Genomic DNA, 19,849 nt, shown 5'->3' on the forward strand with positions numbered 1-19,849 from the left:
CCGCGCGTGGACCTCGCGGCCGCGCGGTGGGTCCCGGACACGGCGGCGCTCGCACTGCTGGCCCGGTTGCGGGCCGGCTGGGTCCCTAACCCGTCCGGAACGGCTGATTGAATACACCCATGCCTGCCGAAACCCCTCCCGCCGCGTCCTCCGGAACACCGACGTCGTCCGGGGCACCGACCCAGGGCCTGCGCCTGACCGGTCCGGCGCAGGTCCGCGCCGAGGCGTTCGTCCCGGACCGGGACCAGCAGCGGGTGCTGGACCTCGCGCCCGGGCACGGTCCAGTCCTGGTCCTCGGCGGACCGGGCACCGGACGCAGCTCCGTGGCCGTGGAGTATGCCGCGCGCCGGATCGAGGGTGGCCTGGACCCCTCGGCGTTGCTGGTGCTCGCCCCCACCCGCCAGTCCGCGGCGAGGCTCCGGGACGCCCTGTCCGTCCGGCTGGACCGGGGCGGGCGGGGGACCCGCTCCGCCACGCCGGTCCGGACCTGGGCGGCCTATGCCTTCGACCTGATCCGGCGGGCCAGGGTCGGCGGATACCTGCCGACCGTCCAGCGCACCCCGCGGCTGCTGTCGGGCGCGGAACAGGACACCGTCATCGCCGAGCTCCTGGAGAGCTACGCCTCCGAGGCCCGCTCCGGCCCGGACTGGCCCGGGGACCTGTCCGAGGCGGTCACCACCCGGGGGTTCCGGCGTGAGGTCCGGGAGCTGATCGACCGCACCAGTGAGTACGGCGTGGAGCCCGGGCGCCTGGAGGAACTGGGGGAGCAGTACCGGCGGCCGGAGTGGAGCGCGGCGGCCGTGCTCTTGCAGGACTACCGGGACCGCCTCGACCTGGGCATGGCCGAGGCCTTCGACCCGGCCGGCCTCCTGACCACGGCGAGCAGGCTGCTCGAGGAGAACCCGGACCTGCTGGACGCCGAGCGGGCCGGACTGCCGGTGCTGGTCATCGACGACCTGCAGGAGGCCACCCCCTCGGTGCACCGGCTCATCCGCCTGCTGGGAGGGGGACAGGACGTGGTGGCGACCGCCAGCCCGGACACGGTGGTCCAGGGCTTCCGCGGCGCCCGGCCCGACCTGGTCCACGACTACCCGGACTGCCTGGTGACCCGCCGGCCACCCGTGGGCCCGACCGGTGCACCCGAGGGCCTGACCCTGACGCTGACCGTGGGCCACCGGATGGGTCCGGAGGCGCTCACCGCCTGGCAGCGGGTGGCCCGGCGCATCCCCGCCCAGCCCGGGATGCTGGAGGTCCGCCAGGACCTGGCGCCCCGGGAAGACGCCGCGGCGGGAGACGTCGCCGTGCACCTGGTGGCCTCCCCGGCCCATGAGCAGCACCTCGTGCTGCAGCAGCTGCTGCACCTGCACCACCGGGAGGGCATCGCCCTGGACCGGTTGGCGGTCATGGCCCGCTCGGGACCCCTGGTGGCGGAACTGGGGCGGTTCCTGGAGTCCGAGGGCATCCCCGTGAACCACTCCCTGTCGGACACGGTGCTCAAGACCGAGCCGGCCGTGACGCCGTTGCTGTACCTGCTCCGGACGGTGTCCGCACCGCCGGGCAGCCCCGAGTCCGCCCCGGACATCGATCGGGCGCTGTGGCTGGCCGGAGGCCGCTACGGCGGGGCCACCGCCCTGCACCTGCGCCAGCTGCGCCAGCGACTGCTCCGGGACGAGCGCGCCCGGGGAGGCACCCGCGCCAGCACCGAGCTGATGCTGGCCGCCCTCGAGGACCCCGGCTCCCTCGACCACTACCGGCTCTCCGGAGCCGGGCTCCAGCGCATCGCCCGCATGGTGGCCGCCGGACGCGCGGCGGCACAGGATCCCGCCGCCACCGCGGAGACCGTCCTGTGGGCCCTGTGGGAGGCCTCCGACCGTCCTGGCCGCTGGGAACGGGAGGCGGTGGCCGGGACCGGAGCGGACGCCCGGCGTGCCGACCGGGACCTGGACGCCGTCGTCGGGCTCTTCCAGGCCGCCGAACGCTACGTGGACCAGTTCCCGGGAGCCTCGGCGCTGTCCTTCGCCGACTACATGGAGGCCCAGGACCTGCCGATGGACTTCCTGGCCTCCACCGCCCGGCACGAGGGGTCCGTCTCCGTGCTGACCCCGGCCACGGCCGCGGGGCAGGAATGGGATGCGGTCATCATCGCGGGGCTGCAGGACGGCATCTGGCCGAACACCCGGTTGCGTGGACAGCTGCTGGGGGCCGGTGACCTCGCGGACATCGCCTCCGGGCGCGGCACGATCGCCGACCGGCGGTCCCGCACCGCCGAGGTCCGCCAGGACGAGCTGCGCAGTTTCTCCACCGCGGTGTCGCGGGCCCGCCGGACCGTGATCGGCGTGGCGGTCGCCTCCGAGGACGCCCAGCCCAGCGACTTCCTGGACGTCCTGTCACCGTGGCGTGAGGTGGAGACCACCCGTCCGCTGACCGATGTCCCGCCACCCATCACCGCCACGGCGCTGGTGGCCGGGTTGCGGCGACGGCTGGAGGAGGCCGCCGCCCAGCCGGTCGGGGACGGTACGACGGCGCCGGAGCCGCTCGAGGCCGGGCTCGCCGAGGCGGCCTCTGCCCTGGCCCTGCTGGCGGCGCAGGGCATCCGGGGCGCGGATCCGGCCGACTGGTGGGGACTGCTGCCGCTGTCCACGCGGGAACCCCTCGTGGACGTGGCCACCACCGCGATCCCCGTCTCGCCCTCGAGGGTGGAGACCGCCCTGAAGTCCCCGTTGAACTGGTTCCTGTACCAGGCCGGCGCCCAGCCGGGCAGCACGCAGGCGCAGTCGATCGGCACGCTCATCCACGCCGTCGCCGAGGCCCACCCGGACGGCCCGGCCGAGGCGCTGGCCGCGGAACTGGAGCGGCGCCTGCCGGACCTCGGCCTGGAACCGGGCTGGGAGTCTGAGCGCATCGAGGCCGAGGCCCGCCGGATGCTCGAGTACTTCGTGTCCTACCTGCGCCAGATGGCCAAGGACGGCCGGTCACTGGTCGACGTGGAGCACCGGTTCCACCAGGAACTCGAGCGCGGGGGGCTGAGGGTCCGCATCAACGGCAGCATCGACCGGCTGGAGCGGGACGCCCAGGGACGTCCCGTCGTCATCGACCTCAAGACCGGCCGGCACGAACCCTCCAAGGCAGACCTGCTCCAGCTGCCCCAGCTCGGGGTCTACCAGGCGGCGATCGCCGCCGGGGCGGTGGACGGGCAGGACCTCGACCGGCCCCAGGAACCGGGCGGGGCGGCGCTCGTGCAACTGCGCACCAAGAACAAGTCGGTCAAGGTCCAGGACCAACCGGCACTGGCCCCGGACGACCAGTGGGCACTCGACGAGGTCTTCACGGCAGCAGCCAGCATGGTCGGCCCGGAGTTCCTCGCGGTCCACGGCGGGCCGGACAACCCCGGGTGTGCGCTGCCCGCCGTGTGCCCCATCCACAGCGACGGAAGGCAGGCCACCGAATGGCACCGATGACCCAGGAGACCACCGTGGCGCCGTACACGCCCGAGGACCTCGCCGAGCGGCTGGGCCAGTACGCCCCGACCCCGGAGCAGTCCGTGGTGATCAGCTCCCCGCTCGAACCGCGGCTCGTGGTGGCCGGCGCCGGCTCGGGCAAGACGGCCACCATGTCGGACCGCGTGGTGTGGCTGGTCGCCAACGGCCTCGTGGCCCCGGACCAGGTGCTCGGGGTGACGTTCACGCGCAAGGCCGCCGGCGAGCTGGCCCACCGGATCAACCGCAAGCTCGACCTGCTGGCCGAGACCGGCATCGAGGTCGAGGGGGCCGAGGAGGCGCCCGCCCGGGCCAGCGTCTCCACCTACCACTCCTACGCCCACACCCTGGTGCGCGACCACGGCATGCGGATCGGGCTGGAACCGGACACCGGGATGATCGGCGAGGCCCAGTCCTACCAGATGGTCGCCCGGCTGGTCCGTGCCTACGAGGGGGACCTGGGCTTCGCCGACGCGGCGTCCTCCACCATCGTGCGGGGCGTCATCAAGCTGGCGGCGGACTGCGCCGAGCACCTGGTGGAGCCGGAGGCCGTGGAGGAGTTCCTCACCCGGATCCACGACGCCGGGGCCGCCCTGCCCTACAGCGAGAAGCAGGTCGAGGGCAGCCACGCCAAGGTCACCTCCCTCCTCGGCATGCTGCGCCTGCGCCGGGTGATGTCCCACCTGGTGGCGGACTACCGGGCCGCGAAGGACGAGGCCGGGGTCATGGACTACGGGGACCTGGTGCGGTACGCGGCACGCATCGCGAGCGAGGTCGAGGCCGTGGGGGAGATCGAGCGCTCGCGCTACCGGGTGGTGCTGCTGGACGAGTTCCAGGACACCTCTCACGCCCAGCTGGAGCTGTTCCGTGGGCTGTACGGCCGCACCGGCCACCCGGTCACGGCCGTGGGCGATCCCAACCAGTCCATCTACGGCTTCCGGGGGGCCTCCGCGGGGCAGCTGTTCGCCTTCCCCGGCCAGTTCCCCGTGCCGGATCCCCGGGGTGGCGCCCGGCCCGCCCCGGTCAGCTACCTGACCACGGCGTGGCGCAATTCGCTCAACGTCCTGGCCGCTGCCAACACGGTGGCCGGCCCGCTGCGCAGCGAACCGGTGAACGGGATCGAGGTGAGGCCGCTCGCCCCGTCACCGGTCGCGGGGGACGGTGAGGTCCGGGTGTCCTGGCTGCCGGACTCCGAGCAGGAGGCGGCGGCCGTCGTGGAGGCCCTCAAGGACGCCGCGGACGAGGACCTGCCGGTGGCCGACCGGCGGACGCGCGCCGTGCTGTGCCGCACCCGCCGGCAGTTCGAACCGCTCATGGAGGCCCTGGACACCGCGGGGGTGCCCTACGAGGTGCTGGGTCTGTCCGGGCTGCTGTCGATCCCCGAGGTCGCGGACGTCATCGCCGTTCTGCAGGTGATCTCGGATCCGCGCCGTTCCGACCACCTGATGCGGATCCTCACCGGACCCCGCTGGCGTATCGGCACCGCCGACCTCATGGTCCTGCAGGAACGGGCCTCGGCCCTGGCCCGGAACCGGCGGCGCGCCGAGCCGGACACCGGGGTCGAGGCCGCCGGGGACGAGGACGCGGCGAACCAGGACACCTCGCCGGAGGAGGAGTCCGAGGCCGCCTCCCTCGTGGAGGCACTGGACTGGCTGCCCGAACCGGGCTGGACCTCCGGGTCCGGCCGGGCGTTCAGTGCCGAGGGCCGACGCCGGCTGGAACGGCTGGCGGGCGAGCTGAGGGCGCTGTCGGGACAGACCGGCCTCGAACTGCCGGCCCTGATCCGGCTGGTGGAGAAGACCCTGGGCCTGGACATCGAGGTGCTCGCCCGCCCGGGCGTCACGGGTGTGGCCGCACGCCGGCACCTGGATGCCTTCCTGGATGCGGCGCGGGACTTCTCCCACGGCGCGGAGGAGGGGTCCAGCACGGACCTCACCGCCTTCCTGGCCTGGCTGGAGGCGGCCGAGGAACGGGAGAACGGGCTGGGGATCACCGGGGTCGAACCCCGCCACGATGCCGTCCAGCTGCTGACCGCACACGCGTCCAAGGGACTGGAGTGGGACGTCGTCGCCGTGCCGGGCATGGTGGACGGCCAGTTCCCCGGCACGACGTTCGACACGTGGACCGCGCACGGCAGCGGGCACCTGCCGTGGGACCTGCGCGGTGACCGGGAGAGCCTGCCGCACTGGTCCAGGGACTGGGCCACGCAACAGGACTGGGCCGGCCACGCGGCCGGCTGGTGGCTCAAGCACCAGGAGGCCTACCCGGATTCCTACCGGGACCTGGCCGCCGCCCACCACCTGCAGGAGGAACGCCGGCTGGCCTACGTGGCCTTCACCCGCGCCCGGACCCTGCTGCTGGTCAGCGGCAGTCACTGGCGCGGGTCGAACAAGACCCCGGCGGAACCGTCGGTGTTCCTGGCCGAACTGGCCGAGCGGGCCGGCACGCCGGAGGTCGCACGCGGGACGTGGACGGCACCGGAGGAGGCGGGGGAGATCAACCCGTTCGCCGGACGGAAGCTCACGGCGTGGTGGCCGTTCGACCCGCTGGACGGGCCGGTGGTGCGGGTCATGGACCCGGAGGCACCCGATGACGAGGACCGCGCCAGCCTCCTGCCGCCCCGGGCCCGGCCCCGCCGGGCCGCCCTGGAGACGGCGGCGGACTGGGTTCGGCAGGCGGACCCGCTGGTAGTGGTGGACGGGGGAGCGACCGACCTGACACGCCAGGCCCAGTGGGTCCTGGACCGGGCCACGCCGGTGAACCACCGCGGGGTGACCGTGGAGCTGCCCAGCCACATCAGTGCCTCGACCTTCGTGGAGATGGCCGGCGATCCCGAGGCCCTGGCCCGCCAGCTGCGGCGGCCCATGCCCCGGCCGCCGGCGCACGCCGCACGCCGCGGGACGGCGTTCCACAGCTGGGTGGAGGACCACTTCGGCAGCACCGGGATGCTCGACTTCGAGGATGCGGAGGACTCGGCGGACCATTGGGTGGAGGATGCCCTGGACCTGGAGCCGATGAAGCAGAGCTTCCTGGCCAGCCGCTGGGCGGACCGGGTGCCCGTCGTCGTGGAGCCCCCCGTGGAGACCACGGTCGGGGGCGTGACCCTGCGTGGACGGATCGACGCCGTCTTCCGGGAGGGTGGTACCAGCGATGCCTTCGACGACCCCCAGGCGCGCTGGGAACTCGTGGACTGGAAGACCGGTGCCGTGCCGCGCGGCCGGGACCTCGAGGTCAAGTCCCTCCAGCTGGCCGTCTACCGGCTCGCCTGGTCACGCCTGCACGGCATCCCCCTGCAGAACATCAGCGCGAGCTTCGTCTACGTTGCCCACGGGGTCGAGAAGTCGATGCACGACCTCGCCGGCGAGGAGGACCTCGAGCGGATCCTGGCGGACGCCATCCGGCCGGCCGGGAGCTGAGCCGGCCGGGAGCTGAACCGGCCGGGAGCTGGATCGGCCCGGCCGCGCCGGGCCGGTTCAGGACCGCAAGCCGGTTCAGGAGGGCGAGCCGGTTCAGGAGGGCGAGCCGGTGTCCCGCTCGATCCGCAGCTGCCGGACCTCGTCGAGATCCAGGGTGGTCGTGGGCGGTTCCTCGGCGCGGTGCGATCCCGAGAACCCGGTGTCACCTCCGGGCTGGTCCACGGCCTCGTCGGGCGCGTGCCCGGTGGCGCCGCCCTCGTTCTCGGACCCCACCTCGGATCCCGCCTCGGGCGCGTGCTCGGTTGCGCCGTCCTCGTCCCCGGTTCCTGCCTCGGGGGTGTCCACCGGGTCGTGGTCGGTGATGACGGCGTCGTCCTCATCGTCCTCGCCGTCCACGAGGTCCTCGTCGTCCATGTCACGCGCCTCCGGCGCAGGGGGCCCGGCCGCGTGCGAGCCCGTCCCCTCGGCGACCGGGGACGCCGGCGCGCTCGCGCCCAGGTCGGATGCCGTGTCCGCGGCCGCCACCACGGCGGCGGCGGCCGGCGTCGTCACCGGGCGCGGGCCGGGCCGGGCCAGGCTGATCTCCTGGCCACCGTGGTCCTCCACGTCGTCCCGCAGCTCCAGGAGCATGGCCTCGGCCTCGGCCGCCATGTCCTCGTCGTCGTTGGCGACGCCCCGGACGAGCCACTGGGCGAGCGCGAACTCGGCGGCCAGCGCCGCGCGGCGCATCAGGTGCTCGTCCGCCACGGTCCCGCCCGTGCGGTGCTGCCAGTAGGACCTCACGACGGCGTCGGTGAACTGCTGGTCACCGGAGGAGGCCAGCCAGGAGAAGTCGTCGGCCGGGTCCCCGATGTGCAGGTCGGTCCAGCCGGTCACGGACACCACGCGGCCGCGGTCCACCAGCAGGTTGTCCTCGTGCAGGTCCCCGTGGGCCACGACCGGGGTGAAGTCCCAGAGTTCCATCTCCTCGAGCGCGTTCTCCCAGCGGCGCAGCAGCACGGCGGGGATCCGTCCGGTCGTGGCGGCCTGGTCCAGCTCGTTGAGCCGGCGCTGGCGGAACTGGTCGGCGGTGTACACCGGCAGGTCGGCGTTCTCCACCACCTCGGCCGGCAGGGCGTGCACGGCGGCGATGACCCGGCCGATGTCGTCGATGCCGCGGGGTCCCAGCCCCGCCAGCTCCTCGATCTCCAGCTCGCGGCCGGGCATGTCGTGGTAGACGAAGGTGCGCAGCCCGTCGATCCGGACGGCACCGGCCACGGAGGGGGCGCGGAAGGGCAGCGCGGCGCGGACGGCGGGGGTGAACCCGGAGAGGACCTGGAGCTCGGTCTCCAGCCGCATGGCGGCCTCCTCGTGGCGGGGGGAGCGCACGCGCCACCGGTTCCCCTGCCGGTCGAGCACGACGGCGGCGGAGAAGTCGCGGGGATCGTCCGGCGAGCCGACCACGCCGGTCGGAGCCAGGTCCGGGATCGCGGCGCTGGCCAAGGCAGCAAGTTCCATGGGCGTACGGTTCACGTACCCAACCGTACTTTCCCGCCGCCCGTGCGCGGCTCGTGCGGGGCGGCGAGTCGCCCGAATGACACCTCGAGGTGCGGTGTGCACCGGGCGGGCCCCGTCCGCCGCCGCCGTGTGGGATCGTCCACAACCGGGCGGGCGGCCCCTGGACCGTCCCCGCCGGACGGTACCTTGGAGGCATGCGAATTCCGGATGAGACCCTGCCTGCCCTGGGCCGGCTGCCCCTGGCCCGGGAGGACGTGGACCGCGGCTGCGAGGTGCGCGCCCACGAGGGGTGGCTGCAGGAGGCCTGGACCCGTCCGGAGGCCAGGGTGCTGTGGCTCAGCGGCAGGCGCGCCCCCGTCCTGGGCGGTCAGCTCGTGCTGGCCCGTCCGGAGGGGGACCTGCCGGACGGCGCCGTCTACCTCGGCCGGTCCGCGGCCGCCCTCGTGAGCCCGGACCCGGCCACGGGCGGGACCGGTGCCGTGCGCGCCGAACTGATCCTGCTGACCGCGGACGAGCACCCCCGGCTGGCGGGTCCCGAGGCCGGCGGGGTGCCCGTGGACCGTCCGGAGGACGTGAACTGGGTCGGGCTGCGGGACGTGGCCGCGGCCCTGACCGACCGGGACGCCGGGGTGTTCGTCGAGGCCCAGGCCATCGCCAACTGGCACGCCACCCACACGCACTGCCCCCGCTGCGGGACGCCGACCACCCCGGCCCAGTCCGGCTGGGTCCGGGTCTGTCCCGCCGACGGCTCCGAGCACTTCCCGCGCACCGACCCGGCGATCATCGTGGCCATCACGGACCGGGACGACCGGATCCTGCTCGGCAACAACACCGCGTGGGGGCCGGGCAGGTTCTCCACGCTGGCCGGCTTCGTGGAACCGGGGGAGTCCCTGGAGGCCGCCGTGGTGCGGGAGATCCACGAGGAGTCCCAGCTCGTCGTGCACTCACCGCAATACCTGGGCTCCCAGCCCTGGCCCTTCCCGCAGTCGCTCATGCTCGGCTTCTCGGCCGTCACGGACGAGCCCGATGCCGCCGCGGCCGACGGCGAGGAGCTCGCCGAGGTGCGCTGGTTCACGCGGGAGCAGCTCCGGGACCAGGTGGCCGCCGGGGACATCACCATCCCGGGGGCCACGTCCATCTCCCGGGCACTGATCGAGCACTGGTTCGGCGGGGACCTGCCCGAACCCCGCACCCTGCAGAACTGACCGAGAGCACCTACCGGAGAACCGTGACCGAACACCCCGAGGAACCCCGCGACATCCTGGCGGGCCTGGACGCCGAGCAGCGCCAGGCCGTCACCACCCTGAACGGACCCCTGTGCATCCTGGCCGGGGCCGGCACCGGCAAGACCCGCGCCGTCACCCACCGGATCGCCTACGGGGTGCAGACCGGCGTGTTCGACCCGCACCGCACCCTGGCGGTCACCTTCACCGCCCGGGCCGCCGCCGAGATGCGCACCCGGCTGCGGGACCTCGGCACGCACGGGGTGCAGGCCCGTACCTTCCACTCCGCGGCGTTGCGCCAGCTGCAGTACTTCTGGCCCCAGGTCGTGGGCGGAACGGTGCCGGAACTGGTCGAGTACAAGGTCAACCTGCTCGCCGAGGCGGCCCGGCGCCTGCGGACCACCACGGACCGTGCCGCCCTGCGGGACCTGGCCGGGGAGATCGAGTGGGCGAAGGTGTCCATGCACACCCCGGACGGCTACGCCGCCGCCGCGGCGGGACGGGAGATGCCCGCCGGGTGGGACGCGAACGGGGTGGCCCGCCTCTACCAGGGCTACGAGGACGTGAAGTCCGACCGCAACCTCATCGACTTCGAGGACGTGCTGCTGCTGATGGTCGGCATCCTGGAGACCGAGCCGAAGATCGCGGCCCAGGTCCGGGACCAGTACCGGGTGTTCATCGTGGACGAGTACCAGGACGTCTCCCCGCTGCAGCACCGGCTGCTGGACCTCTGGCTGGGCGGGAGGCAGGAGCTGTGCGTCGTCGGGGACGCCTCGCAGACCATCTACTCCTTCACCGGGGCGACCTCCCGGTTCCTGCTGGACTTCCGGGCCCAGTACCCGGAGGCCACCGTCGTGAAGCTGGTCCGGGACTACCGCTCCACCCCCCAGATCGTGGACCTGGCCAACCGGTTGCTGGACGAGCGGACCCGGCAGCAGGTGCCGATCCCCGGTCCGGACGGCACCCGCGGGCCGATGCCCCGCTGGGCCGAGCCGCTGGAGCTGGTCTCCCAGCGCCCGCACGGGCCGGCCCCGGTGTTCGCCGAGTGCACCGACGACGAGGCCGAGGCCGGCTGGGTCGCGGCCCAGGTGAAGACGCTGCTGGACGAGGGGATCACCGCCGCGGAGATCGCCGTGCTGTTCCGCACCAACGGGCAGTCCCAGGCCCTCGAACAGGCCCTCGCCGCCGCCGGCATCGGCTACCAGCTGCGCGGTGGAGAGCGGTTCTTCTCTCGCCGCGAGGTGCGCGACGGCATCCTGCAGCTCCGCGCGGCGGCCCGTTCCGCCCAGGACGTGGCGGGGGACCAGGTGCCCGGCCGGGTGAGGGACGTGCTGGCCTCGCTGGGCTTCACGGAGACCGCCCCGCAGGCCTCGGGCGCGGTGCGGGAGAAGTGGGAGTCCCTCAACGCCCTGGTCGCCCTGTCCGAGGAGCTGGCCGCCGCGCGCGGAGACCAGTTCACGCTGACGGACCTGGTCGCCGAGCTGGACGAGCGGGCCGCCAGCCAGCACGCCCCCACCGTCCAGGGTGTCACCCTCGCGTCCCTGCACTCCGCCAAGGGCCTGGAGTGGGACGCCGTGTTCCTGGTCGGGCTGTCCGAGGGCCTGATGCCCATCAGCTTCGCCCAGACCCAGGAGGACATCGACGAGGAACGGCGGCTGCTGTACGTGGGCATCACCCGGGCCCGGTTGCGGTTGTTCCTGACCTGGACCCTGGCCCGCGGCACCGGAGGGCGCTCCACCCGCAAGCCGTCCCGGTTCCTCGAGGCGCTGGACCCGGAGGCCGGATCCCGGCACGGGGCCCAGTCCCGACGCCGGCCCTCCGGTCCGGGCGGGAACGGCACCGGCACGCGGGGCAACGGCCGCAAGCGCTCGCAACCGGCGCTCTGCCGCACGTGCGGGGCCCTGTTGGAGACCGGAGCCGAGCGGAAGACCGGTCGGTGCCTGGACTGCCCGGCCACCTATGACGAGGCCATGTTCGAGGAGCTCAAGGCCTGGCGGCTGTCCACCTCCCAGGCGGCCTCCCTGCCGGCCTTCGTGGTGTTCACGGACGCCACCCTCGTGGCGATCGCCGAGGCCGCCCCGAAGACCCCCGCCGAGCTGCTGCGGATCCCCGGGGTCGGCCGGTCCAAGCTGGAGAAGTACGGCCAGGACGTGCTGGAACTGGTCAACGGGACCACCCCGGCCTGATCACCCGGGGACGGCTGCCCCGGTGACGCACCCGCAGTCCCGGTGCGGGGGCACCGTCAGGGTGTCCACGCGGCCCGAGGCGGCCTGCAGGTGCAGCATCGTGCCGTCCGTGACCGTTCCGGTGTCGATCCACTGCAGCAGCTGCCGGGCCGCCAGGGCGCCGGCGGCCGTGGCCAGGGTAAGCTCCTCCCGGCCGGCCCTTGCCGCCAGCAGCGCGTCGGTCCGCGTGGAACGCAGGGGATCCGTGGCCGCCGCGGCCAGGTCCCAGCACAGCGGGCAGCCCGGCGCCCCGGGCGCGCACCACGGTCCGACCAGCACGTCGTCGTCCCGGACCACGACCGGCAGCAGCGGGTGGTCGGCGGCGCGCGCCAGGGCCACGGCCTCGAGATCGACCGCGCCGAGGGTGACCAGCACGGTGACGTCACCGCCCGGTCCCGGCCTGGCCGGGGACGTGAGCGGCAGGACGACGGGGTCGAGGCCGAGGTCGTCGATGCGCCGGGCCAGGGCCACCGGACGGATCCGTCCCAGGTCGGCGGGCAGGTACCCGGTGCCCAGGTCCCCGGTGGCCACCTCGGTGCAGTCCCACAGGACCAGCCGGCCGACGCCGGCCGCGGCCAGGCTGCGCGCCACGGCCGCGCCGGTCCGGCCCAGTCCGAGGACCTGTGCACCGGCCCGGTGACGCCGGGACACGATCTGGGCGGCACGCTCCCGGGAGTCCACCGGGCCGTGGTCGACGGCCAGGGCCGTGGCGACGTCCTGGGCGAGGACGTCGGCGGCGTGACCGGGGCCGGTGCCGGCCGGGGAGGGATGCCGGTGCAGGAAGCCCTCCAGCGAGGAGACCAGCGCCCGGGCCTCCGCGGGGTCCAGCCCGCAGTCGCGCACCACGTCCGGTTCCCGACCGTCCTCGATCCCGGACTGCATCCGGTCCAGGAACGCGAGGACCTCGGGCGAACAGCCGGACAGCTGGGTGGACCCCGTGCCGGACCCGATCTGGACGGCGTCCGGTGTCAGGCGGACCAGGGACAGGCCGGGGTTCAGGCGCATGGGACTCCTCGGGTGACCAGGCGGGGCTGGGGTCGTCCGACCATCGTGACACCACAGCGGCCGACCGCGGCGGGGTTGTCCACAACCCTCCCCGCGGGTCCCGGGCCGGCCGGTGCGCGACGGCAGAATGGACCCATGACCTCGACGCGCGGACGACGCCCCGCCGGCCCCGCCCGGCCCACCCGCCAGACCCTGGACCTGGAGGTGGACGGCACCCCGGTGCGCCTGGTGCGCTCGGCCCGGCGCACCCGGACCATCTCGGCGTCCTGGCGGGAAGGGCGACTTCAGGTGTCCGTGCCCATGGGGCTGGCCTCCGAGGAGGAGCACGAGTGGGCACGCAGGATGATCCGCAAGGTGGAGGCACGACGGCCGCAGGGCCCGGCCTCGGACGGCGAGCTCCTGTCCCGCGCCCGGGCGCTGGCCGGCCGGTACCTGGAGGGACGGGTGGACCCGCGCGAGGTCGTCTGGTCCACCCGGCAGCAGCGGCGCTGGGGATCGTGCACGCCCAGCACCGGCCGCATCCGGTTGTCCACGGAACTGGCGGACATGCCCGGCTGGGTCCTGGACGGGGTGATCGTCCACGAACTGGCACACCTGGAGCACGCCAACCACACGGCGGCGTTCCACGCCCTGGCGGACCGCTACCCGAGGCAGCGCGAGGCCATGGCCTTCCTGTCCGGGGTCAGCTTCGCGACCGGCCGGGGCCTGTCCGCCCCGGACGGGGAGCCGGACGGCCCGGACGGGGACGAAGCCGGAGGCTAACCCGCCGAGGGGCGGTCCCCGGGCTGGCCGGAACCGTCCGGGCCGCCGGTGTCCTCGCCGCGGTCCTGGTCGCCCCGGCCCTCATGGTCGTCGTACCCGCCCTCGAGCAGCTTGCGCAGGTCGTCGTCGAAACCGGCCGCCGCCTGTTCGCGCTTCTCGCGCCGGGCAACGTACCCGGCCGGGTCGTCAAGGTCCTCGCCGGTGGGCTGCAGTTCGGGGTGTCGCCAGATGTCGTCCCGGTACGCCCGGCCCTTCTCGGCCCCGATGGTCTCCCACAGGGTGGCCGCCTCCCGCAAGCGGCGGGGGCGCAGGTCGAGGCCGACCAGTGCCCCGAAGGCGTGCTCGGCGGGTCCGCCGGTGGCCCTGCGGCGGTTGATCGTCTCCCGCAGCGCGTTCGCCGCGTCCAGCGGGGCGGCCGCCTCGGTGACCACCACGTCCACCCAGCCCTCGATGAGCGCCAGGGTCGTCTCCAGCCGGTCCAGGGCCGCCTTCTGGGGGCCGGTGGGCTCGGGGATGAAGGACGCTCCCGAGAACGCGGCCTGCATGGACTCCGGGTCCGTCGGGTCGATCGACCGCGCGGCCTCCTCGATCCGGGACATGTCGATGTGGACCCCGGCCGCGTACTGCTCGATGGCCGCGTACAGGTCCCGCTCCAGCCACGGGGAGTGGACGAACAGGCGCATCCGGGCGACCTCGCGCAGGGCGAGGTAGATCCGGATCTGGTCGTCCGGGACCTGCAGGCCGTCGCCGAACTCCTCGATGTTCACCGGCACCATGGCCAGCTGGTGGCCCGCCACGGGGAAGCCGGGATCGGTGCCGGAGAGGACCTCCTGGGCCAGCGCCCCGACCGCCTGGCCGAGCTGGAGGCCGAACATGGTGCCCCCGAGGTTCTTGAGCATCGGCTGCAGGCCGCCCAGCATGCCCTGCATCTCCTCCGGCACCTGGCCCGGGAGCTGTTCGTTCATCACGCGGGTCATCGCCTCGGACATGGACACGGCCACGGGCTCGGTCAGCCGGCGCCAGGTGTCCATGGAGGCCTCCACCCACTCGGCACGGGACCAGGCCTTGCCCAGCAGGCCTGTCGACTCGATCTCGGTGGTACCGTCCAGCCAGAGTTCGGCCAGCCGCAACGCCTCGTCGATCTCCCGCCGTGCGAACGTGCCGACGGTGGGGTCCTGGCCGGCGACGGCCTGGCGGGCCGACTGGCGGGCGAGGGTCCAGTTCACCGGGCCGTCCTCGGGGGAGGACTGCATCATGGCCTGGAACTGCTGCATCATCTGGCCCATCATGGCCGGGTCGAGCTGCGAGGGGTCGAACGGCAGCCCGCCGGGCATGCCGCCCGGGCCGGCGCCCGGCCCGCCACCCATCCCGCCGAGGGCGCGGCGCAACTCCTCGGGGTCCGGACCGTCGCCGCCGAACATCCGGCGGAGCATCTCGGACAGCGGGTCGTCTCCGTCAGAGGAACCGGGGCCGTTGGGGGGATTCGTCATGGCCACCAGAGTATCCGCGCCAAAGGCCCGTGTCCGCAGCGCACGCACCGGTTCACTGTGGGCGCACAGCCGGCGTGCCGCACCCCCTAGAATGAAGTGCAGACCAGAGCCTCCCGGACCCGTCCGGGAGGCCCGCCCCTGCCACCCGGACGGTGCACGCCGCCATCCGGTGCAGTAGCCCATGAAGACAGGTGCCCCGCCGTGCGAGAGAACGGACACCCGCCGACGACGCCGTCGGCCGCGCCCGGATCCGGCGCCCCGGTCTCCTTCGCCCAGGCCGCGCGACGCTCCCGGGCCTCGCGCCGCCGTCGCCGGCTGACGATCGCCTCCGGGGGCGTGGCCGGGATCCTGACGCTCACGGCGCTGGCACTGCCCACCCCCTACATCATCGAGTCGCCCGGCCCCACCTTCAACACCATCGGAGAACACGACGGCTCGCCCGTGATCACCGTGGACGGCGCCCGGACCTATCCCACCGACGGTGCCCTGGACCTGACCACCGTCTACGTGTCGGGGCCGCCGACCGGATGGACCACCTTCCTGGACGTGGTCGCCGGCTGGGCCGACCCCACCCAGACGCTGATCCCCAGCGAACTCGTCTACCCCTCCGGCACCACGTCCGAGGAGGTCACCGAGGAGAACGACCTGGCGATGACCACCTCGCAGAACTGGGCCGTGGCCGCCGCGCTCGAGAACCTGGGGATCGACTACCGGCAGCAACTGTTCGTGGCGGACTTCGCCCCGGAGTCCCAGGCGACCGGGGTGCTGCAAGCCGGGGACCAGCTCGTCTCCGCCGGTGGCGTCGAGGTGACCGGGCTCGAGGGACTGAAGGACCAGCTCAACCGGTCGGACGGGCACACCGTCGACCTGGGGATCGTCCGCGACGGGACCGGGAGCACCGTCCAGGTCCCGGTGTACCCCGGACCGGACGGCAGCTGGCTGCTGGGCGTCTACCTGGACTCCGACTTCGAGTTCCCGGTGGACGTGACGATCTCCCTGGAGGACGTGGGCGGCCCCAGCGCCGGGATGATGTTCGCCCTGGGGATCATCGACGAGATGACCCCGGGCGCGATGACCGGGGGCCGGCACATCGCCGGCACGGGCACCATCGACCCCGACGGCACCGTGGGGGAGATCGGCGGCATCGTGCAGAAGGTGGCCGGGGCCCGCGAGGCCGGCGCCGAGCACTTCCTCGCCCCGGCCGGCAACTGCGAGGTGCTGGCAGGACGGGTCCCGGAGGGCATCGACGTGTACGCGGTGGGCACCCTGGACGAGGCCAGGTCCGCCGTGGAGGCCCTCGGCAAGGGGCAGGCACCGCGGGCCCCGGCCTGTGGCTGAGGTGCGGGTGAGGACTTGGACAACTGGAGACGAAGTGCGCCGGTCGGCGCAGAGGGGTAAGGGCACGTGAGTTTCGGACAAGGGTTTGGCGGTCTCTTCGGGGGACCTGACGATGGACGCGGTGGCGACCGCGGCCCGGGCGGTCCGGGTGGACTGTTCGGCGGCGGGGCGTCCGGCCCGGGCAGACCGGGTGGCCCCGGCCGTCCCGGCGAGCCCGGCGGCGGCAATGAGGCCGGCGCCTCCGGTCCCGGCGGGCGGCCCACCGGGCCACGGCGCCCCTCGGCGCTGGTGCTCACGATCGTGGTGGTCGCCGCGCTCGCGGTGCTGTTCATGTTCTTCGCCGGCATCTACGCGGACGTCCTCTGGTACAACCAGATCGGGTACTCCGAGGTCTTCTGGACGGAGATCTGGACGCGGGCGGCCCTGTTCCTGATCGGCGGCGCCATCATGGGCGCCGCCGTGTGGCTGTCCATGTGGCTGGCCTGGCGCAGGCGGCCGCAGAACCTGCACACCCAGACCCGGGACAGCCTGGCCCAGTACCAGAGGCAGCTGGAGCCGATGCGGCGCCTGGTCTTCATCGGCATCCCCGTGGTGATCGGCTTCTTCGCCGGGTCCGCCGCGATGAACGCCTGGCAGGACGTGCTGCTGTTCTTCAACCAGGTGCCCTACGCCGGGGCACCCGGGGAAGCGGTCACGGATCCCGAGTTCGGGCTGAACTACACCTTCTACATGGCCACGCTGCCCTTCCTCGGCCTCGTGGTCGGCTACCTGATCTCGGTGGTGCTGATCGCGGGCATCGCCGGGCTGCTGGTGCACTACCTGTACGGCAGCGTCCGGGTGAAGGAGCAGGGCGGGGTCGTCATCGAGCGCCCGGCCCGCGTGCACATCGCCGTCTTCGCCGCGCTGTTCCTGCTGCTGCAGGCGGCCAACTACTGGCTCAACCGCTACCGGACCCTGCAGTCGCAGGACGGCACCTGGGCCGGGGCCATGTACACGGACGTCAACGCCGTGATCCCCACCTCCACGATCCTGGCCGTGGCCGCCCTGCTGGTGGCCGTCCTGTTCGTCGTCACCGCCTTCTCCGGCCGGTGGCGGATCTCCCTGGTCGGCACCGCGGTCCTGGTGGTCGCGGCCATCGTGGCCGGCGCCGCCTACCCGTTCCTCATCCAGGAGTACCAGGTCAAGCCCTCCGAGGAGACCCTCGAGCAGGACTACATCGCCCGGAACATCGAGCACACGCGTGAGGCCTACGGGCTCTCGGCGGTGGAGGCCACGCAGTACGCCGGCTCCACCGACGCGCAGGCGGGCAGCCTCGAGGGCGAGGCCGAGAACACGGAGAACGTCCGCCTGATGGACCCGAACCTGCTCTCGCGCACGTTCGGCCAGCTCCAGCAGTTCCGGCCGTACTACTACTTCCCGGACACCCTGCACGTGGACCGCTACGACGTCGAGGGCGAGAAGCAGGACACCATCATCTCTGTGCGCGACGTCAACGTGGACCCGACGTCCTCGTGGGTGAACCAGCACATCATCTACACCCACGGGTACGGCGTGGTCGCCGCGGATGCCTCCGAGGTCGCCGCGGGCGGCCGTCCGTCCTTCCTGCTCTCCGGCATCCCCACCAAGGGCGTGCTGGGCGACGACACGAGCTACGAGCCCCGCATCTACTTCGGCACGAACTCCCCGAGCTACTCGATCGTCGGGGCCCCAGAGGACGCCCCGGCGCGTGAGCGTGACCGGCCGCAGGACGCCAGCAGCGAACAGGACACCAGCTACAGCTTCACCGGTGAGGGTGGGCCGTCCGTGGGCGGGTTCTTCAACCAGCTGGTCTACGCCATCAAGTTCGGCTCCACGGAGATCCTGCTGTCCTCGGACGTGAACTCCGAGTCGCAGATCCTCTACGACCGTGACCCGGTCGAGCGGATCGAGAAGGTGGCCCCGTACCTGACCGTCGACTCCAACGCCTACCCGGCGATCGTGGACGGGCGCGTGCAGTGGATCGTGGAGGGATACACCACCTCGGACTCCTTCCCGTACTCCACCGCGCAGCAACTGGACTCCGCGACCCGGGACGCCCTCAACACGGACGCCGCGACCAACCTCACCGGCCGGGTGAACTACATCCGCAACTCGGTGAAGGCCACCGTGGACGCCTACGACGGCTCCGTCACCCTGTACGCCTGGGACGAGGAGGACCCGCTGCTGCAGGCCTGGCAGAAGGTCTACCCGACCTCCCTGCAGCCGTACTCGGAGATGAGCGCTAACCTCATGGACCACGTCCGCTACCCGGAGGACATGTTCAAGGTCCAGCGCGAGCTCCTGGGCCGCTACCACGTGACCAACCCGGTGGACTTCTACCAGAACAACGACGCCTGGTCCGTCCCCGCCGATCCGACCCAGGACGACCCGACGGTCAAGCAGCCGCCCTACTACATGACCCTGCGGATGCCGGGCAAGGACGAGCCGGCGTTCTCCCTGACCAGCAACTTCATCCCGCAGATCACCCAGGGCGCCCAGCAGCGCAACGTGCTGTACGGGTTCCTGTCCGCCAACGGCGACGCCGGCACCGGCAAGGACGGCGAGAAGGCCGAGGGCTACGGGCACCTGCAACTGCTCGAGCTGCCGCGCCAGACGGCCATCCCGGGACCGGGCCAGGCCCAGGCGAACTTCGACTCCAACGCCCAGGTCTCCCAGGAGCTGAACCTGCTGCGCCAGGGTGCCTCCGAGGTCATCAACGGCAACCTGATCACCCTGCCGGTGGCCGAGGGCATCCTGTACGTCCAGCCGGTCTACATCCAGTCGACCGGCCCGACCTCCTATCCCACGCTGCGCAAGGTGCTGGTCGCCTTCGGCGAGGAGGTGGGCTTCGCCAACACCCTGGAGGAGGCCCTGGACCAGGTGTTCGAGGGTGACTCCGGGGCCTCCACGGCCGACGGACAGGACCCCTCCACGGAACCCGGGGAGGGGGAGCCCGGTTCCCAGCCGCAGGCTCCGGAGAACCAGAGCGCCCAGGAGAAGCTCAGCCAGGCCCTGACGGACGCCAACGAGGCGATCCAGGCCTCCGAGGAGGCCCTGGCCTCGGGCGACTGGACAGCGTACGGCGAGGCGCAGAAGCGCCTCAACGACGCGCTGACGCGGGCGACACAGGCGGACGACGAGATCCGCGGTGCCGCCCCGGACAACGCCCAGGGAGGCGAGGCGCCCGCCGAGGGCGCCGAGCAGCCCACGGACGGCGCCACGGAGGGTGCCGGCACCGAGGGCTGACCGCGGCCGCCGGCGCACTCTCCGGCTTCGGGGGCAGGGAGACCTGCCCCCGAAGTGTTTCCCGGGGCCCCGCGCCGACGATTTGAGTTCGTGCCGCATGGTCTGTATAGTCATTGAAGTCGACGCGGGGTGGAGCAGTTCGGTAGCTCGCCG

At 73.2% G+C, this 19,849-nt stretch carries 10 protein-coding genes; 7 read left to right on the forward strand and 3 right to left on the reverse strand.

The genetic code is table 11. The features are described 5' to 3' along the window. Window positions 1–119 precede the first annotated feature (119 nt). Both Q0283_RS06960 and Q0283_RS06965 read left to right on the forward strand, forming a co-directional pair. Complete coding sequence (locus tag Q0283_RS06960; protein ID WP_298044006.1) at window positions 120–3,458, forward strand: ATP-dependent DNA helicase; 3,339 nt, start codon at window positions 120–122, stop codon at window positions 3,456–3,458. Next, window positions 3,455–6,892, forward strand: a complete 3,438-nt coding sequence (locus tag Q0283_RS06965; RefSeq protein WP_324590033.1) for an ATP-dependent DNA helicase — start codon at window positions 3,455–3,457, stop codon at window positions 6,890–6,892. The genes Q0283_RS06960 and Q0283_RS06965 overlap by 4 nt, the downstream gene beginning before the upstream one ends. A 93-nt stretch (window positions 6,893–6,985) precedes the next feature. On the opposite strand, the gene Q0283_RS06970 is transcribed toward Q0283_RS06965, so the two are convergent. Then, on the reverse strand, window positions 6,986–8,389 hold the full coding sequence (locus Q0283_RS06970; protein WP_255459451.1) for a phosphotransferase: 1,404 nt from the start codon (window positions 8,387–8,389) through the stop codon (window positions 6,986–6,988). Window positions 8,390–8,583: 194 nt separating this feature from the next. Here Q0283_RS06970 and nudC point away from each other — a divergent pair, with 194 nt between their 5' ends. Together nudC and Q0283_RS06980 are read left to right on the forward strand one after the other, a co-directional pair. Continuing rightward, on the forward strand, window positions 8,584–9,594 hold the full coding sequence (gene nudC / locus Q0283_RS06975; protein WP_298044010.1) for an NAD(+) diphosphatase: 1,011 nt from the start codon (window positions 8,584–8,586) through the stop codon (window positions 9,592–9,594). A 23-nt stretch (window positions 9,595–9,617) separates the two neighbouring features. Further along, window positions 9,618–11,798: an ATP-dependent DNA helicase UvrD2 gene (locus Q0283_RS06980; RefSeq protein WP_183526929.1), complete on the forward strand. Its 2,181-nt coding sequence runs from the start codon at window positions 9,618–9,620 to the stop codon at window positions 11,796–11,798. Here Q0283_RS06980 and Q0283_RS06985 read toward each other — a convergent pair whose 3' ends face one another. Continuing rightward, window positions 11,799–12,842, reverse strand: coding sequence for a hypothetical protein (locus Q0283_RS06985; protein ID WP_183526926.1), 1,044 nt, complete (start codon window positions 12,840–12,842; stop codon window positions 11,799–11,801). It lies immediately after the preceding gene. A 135-nt stretch (window positions 12,843–12,977) separates the two neighbouring features. Here Q0283_RS06985 and Q0283_RS06990 point away from each other — a divergent pair, with 135 nt between their 5' ends. After that, entirely contained in the window at window positions 12,978–13,604 is a 627-nt protein-coding gene (locus tag Q0283_RS06990) for a M48 family metallopeptidase (RefSeq protein ID WP_183526923.1), read from the forward strand. Here the strand turns inward: Q0283_RS06990 and Q0283_RS06995 are convergent. Then, the gene (locus Q0283_RS06995; protein ID WP_183526920.1) at window positions 13,601–15,094 is read right to left on the reverse strand and encodes a zinc-dependent metalloprotease; all 1,494 of its coding nucleotides are present in this window, start codon (window positions 15,092–15,094) and stop codon (window positions 13,601–13,603) included. The genes Q0283_RS06990 and Q0283_RS06995 overlap by 4 nt on opposite strands. A 201-nt stretch (window positions 15,095–15,295) precedes the next feature. Between Q0283_RS06995 and Q0283_RS07000 the strand changes: the two genes are divergently transcribed. Then, on the forward strand, window positions 15,296–16,432 hold the full coding sequence (locus tag Q0283_RS07000) for a PDZ domain-containing protein (RefSeq protein ID WP_183526917.1): 1,137 nt from the start codon (window positions 15,296–15,298) through the stop codon (window positions 16,430–16,432). A gap of 288 nt (window positions 16,433–16,720) precedes the next feature. Continuing rightward, window positions 16,721–19,696, forward strand: coding sequence for a UPF0182 family protein (locus Q0283_RS07005; protein ID WP_183526914.1), 2,976 nt, complete (start codon window positions 16,721–16,723; stop codon window positions 19,694–19,696). Window positions 19,697–19,849 lie beyond the last annotated feature (153 nt).

The sequence above is a fragment of the uncultured Citricoccus sp. genome (assembly GCF_937871995.1).
Classification (GTDB): Bacteria; Actinomycetota; Actinomycetes; order Actinomycetales; family Micrococcaceae; genus Citricoccus.

Coding starts and splice junctions, on each gene's coding strand:
- Q0283_RS06960 (WP_298044006.1), top strand. CDS start 120: ATGCCTGCCGAAACCCCTCCCGCCGCGTCCTCCGGAACACCGACGTCG.
- Q0283_RS06965 (WP_324590033.1), top strand. CDS start 3,455: ATGACCCAGGAGACCACCGTGGCGCCGTACACGCCCGAGGACCTCGCC.
- Q0283_RS06970 (WP_255459451.1), bottom strand. CDS start 8,389: ATGGAACTTGCTGCCTTGGCCAGCGCCGCGATCCCGGACCTGGCTCCG.
- nudC (WP_298044010.1), top strand. CDS start 8,584: ATGCGAATTCCGGATGAGACCCTGCCTGCCCTGGGCCGGCTGCCCCTG.
- Q0283_RS06985 (WP_183526926.1), bottom strand. CDS start 12,842: ATGCGCCTGAACCCCGGCCTGTCCCTGGTCCGCCTGACACCGGACGCC.
- Q0283_RS06990 (WP_183526923.1), top strand. CDS start 12,978: ATGACCTCGACGCGCGGACGACGCCCCGCCGGCCCCGCCCGGCCCACC.
- Q0283_RS06995 (WP_183526920.1), bottom strand. CDS start 15,094: ATGACGAATCCCCCCAACGGCCCCGGTTCCTCTGACGGAGACGACCCG.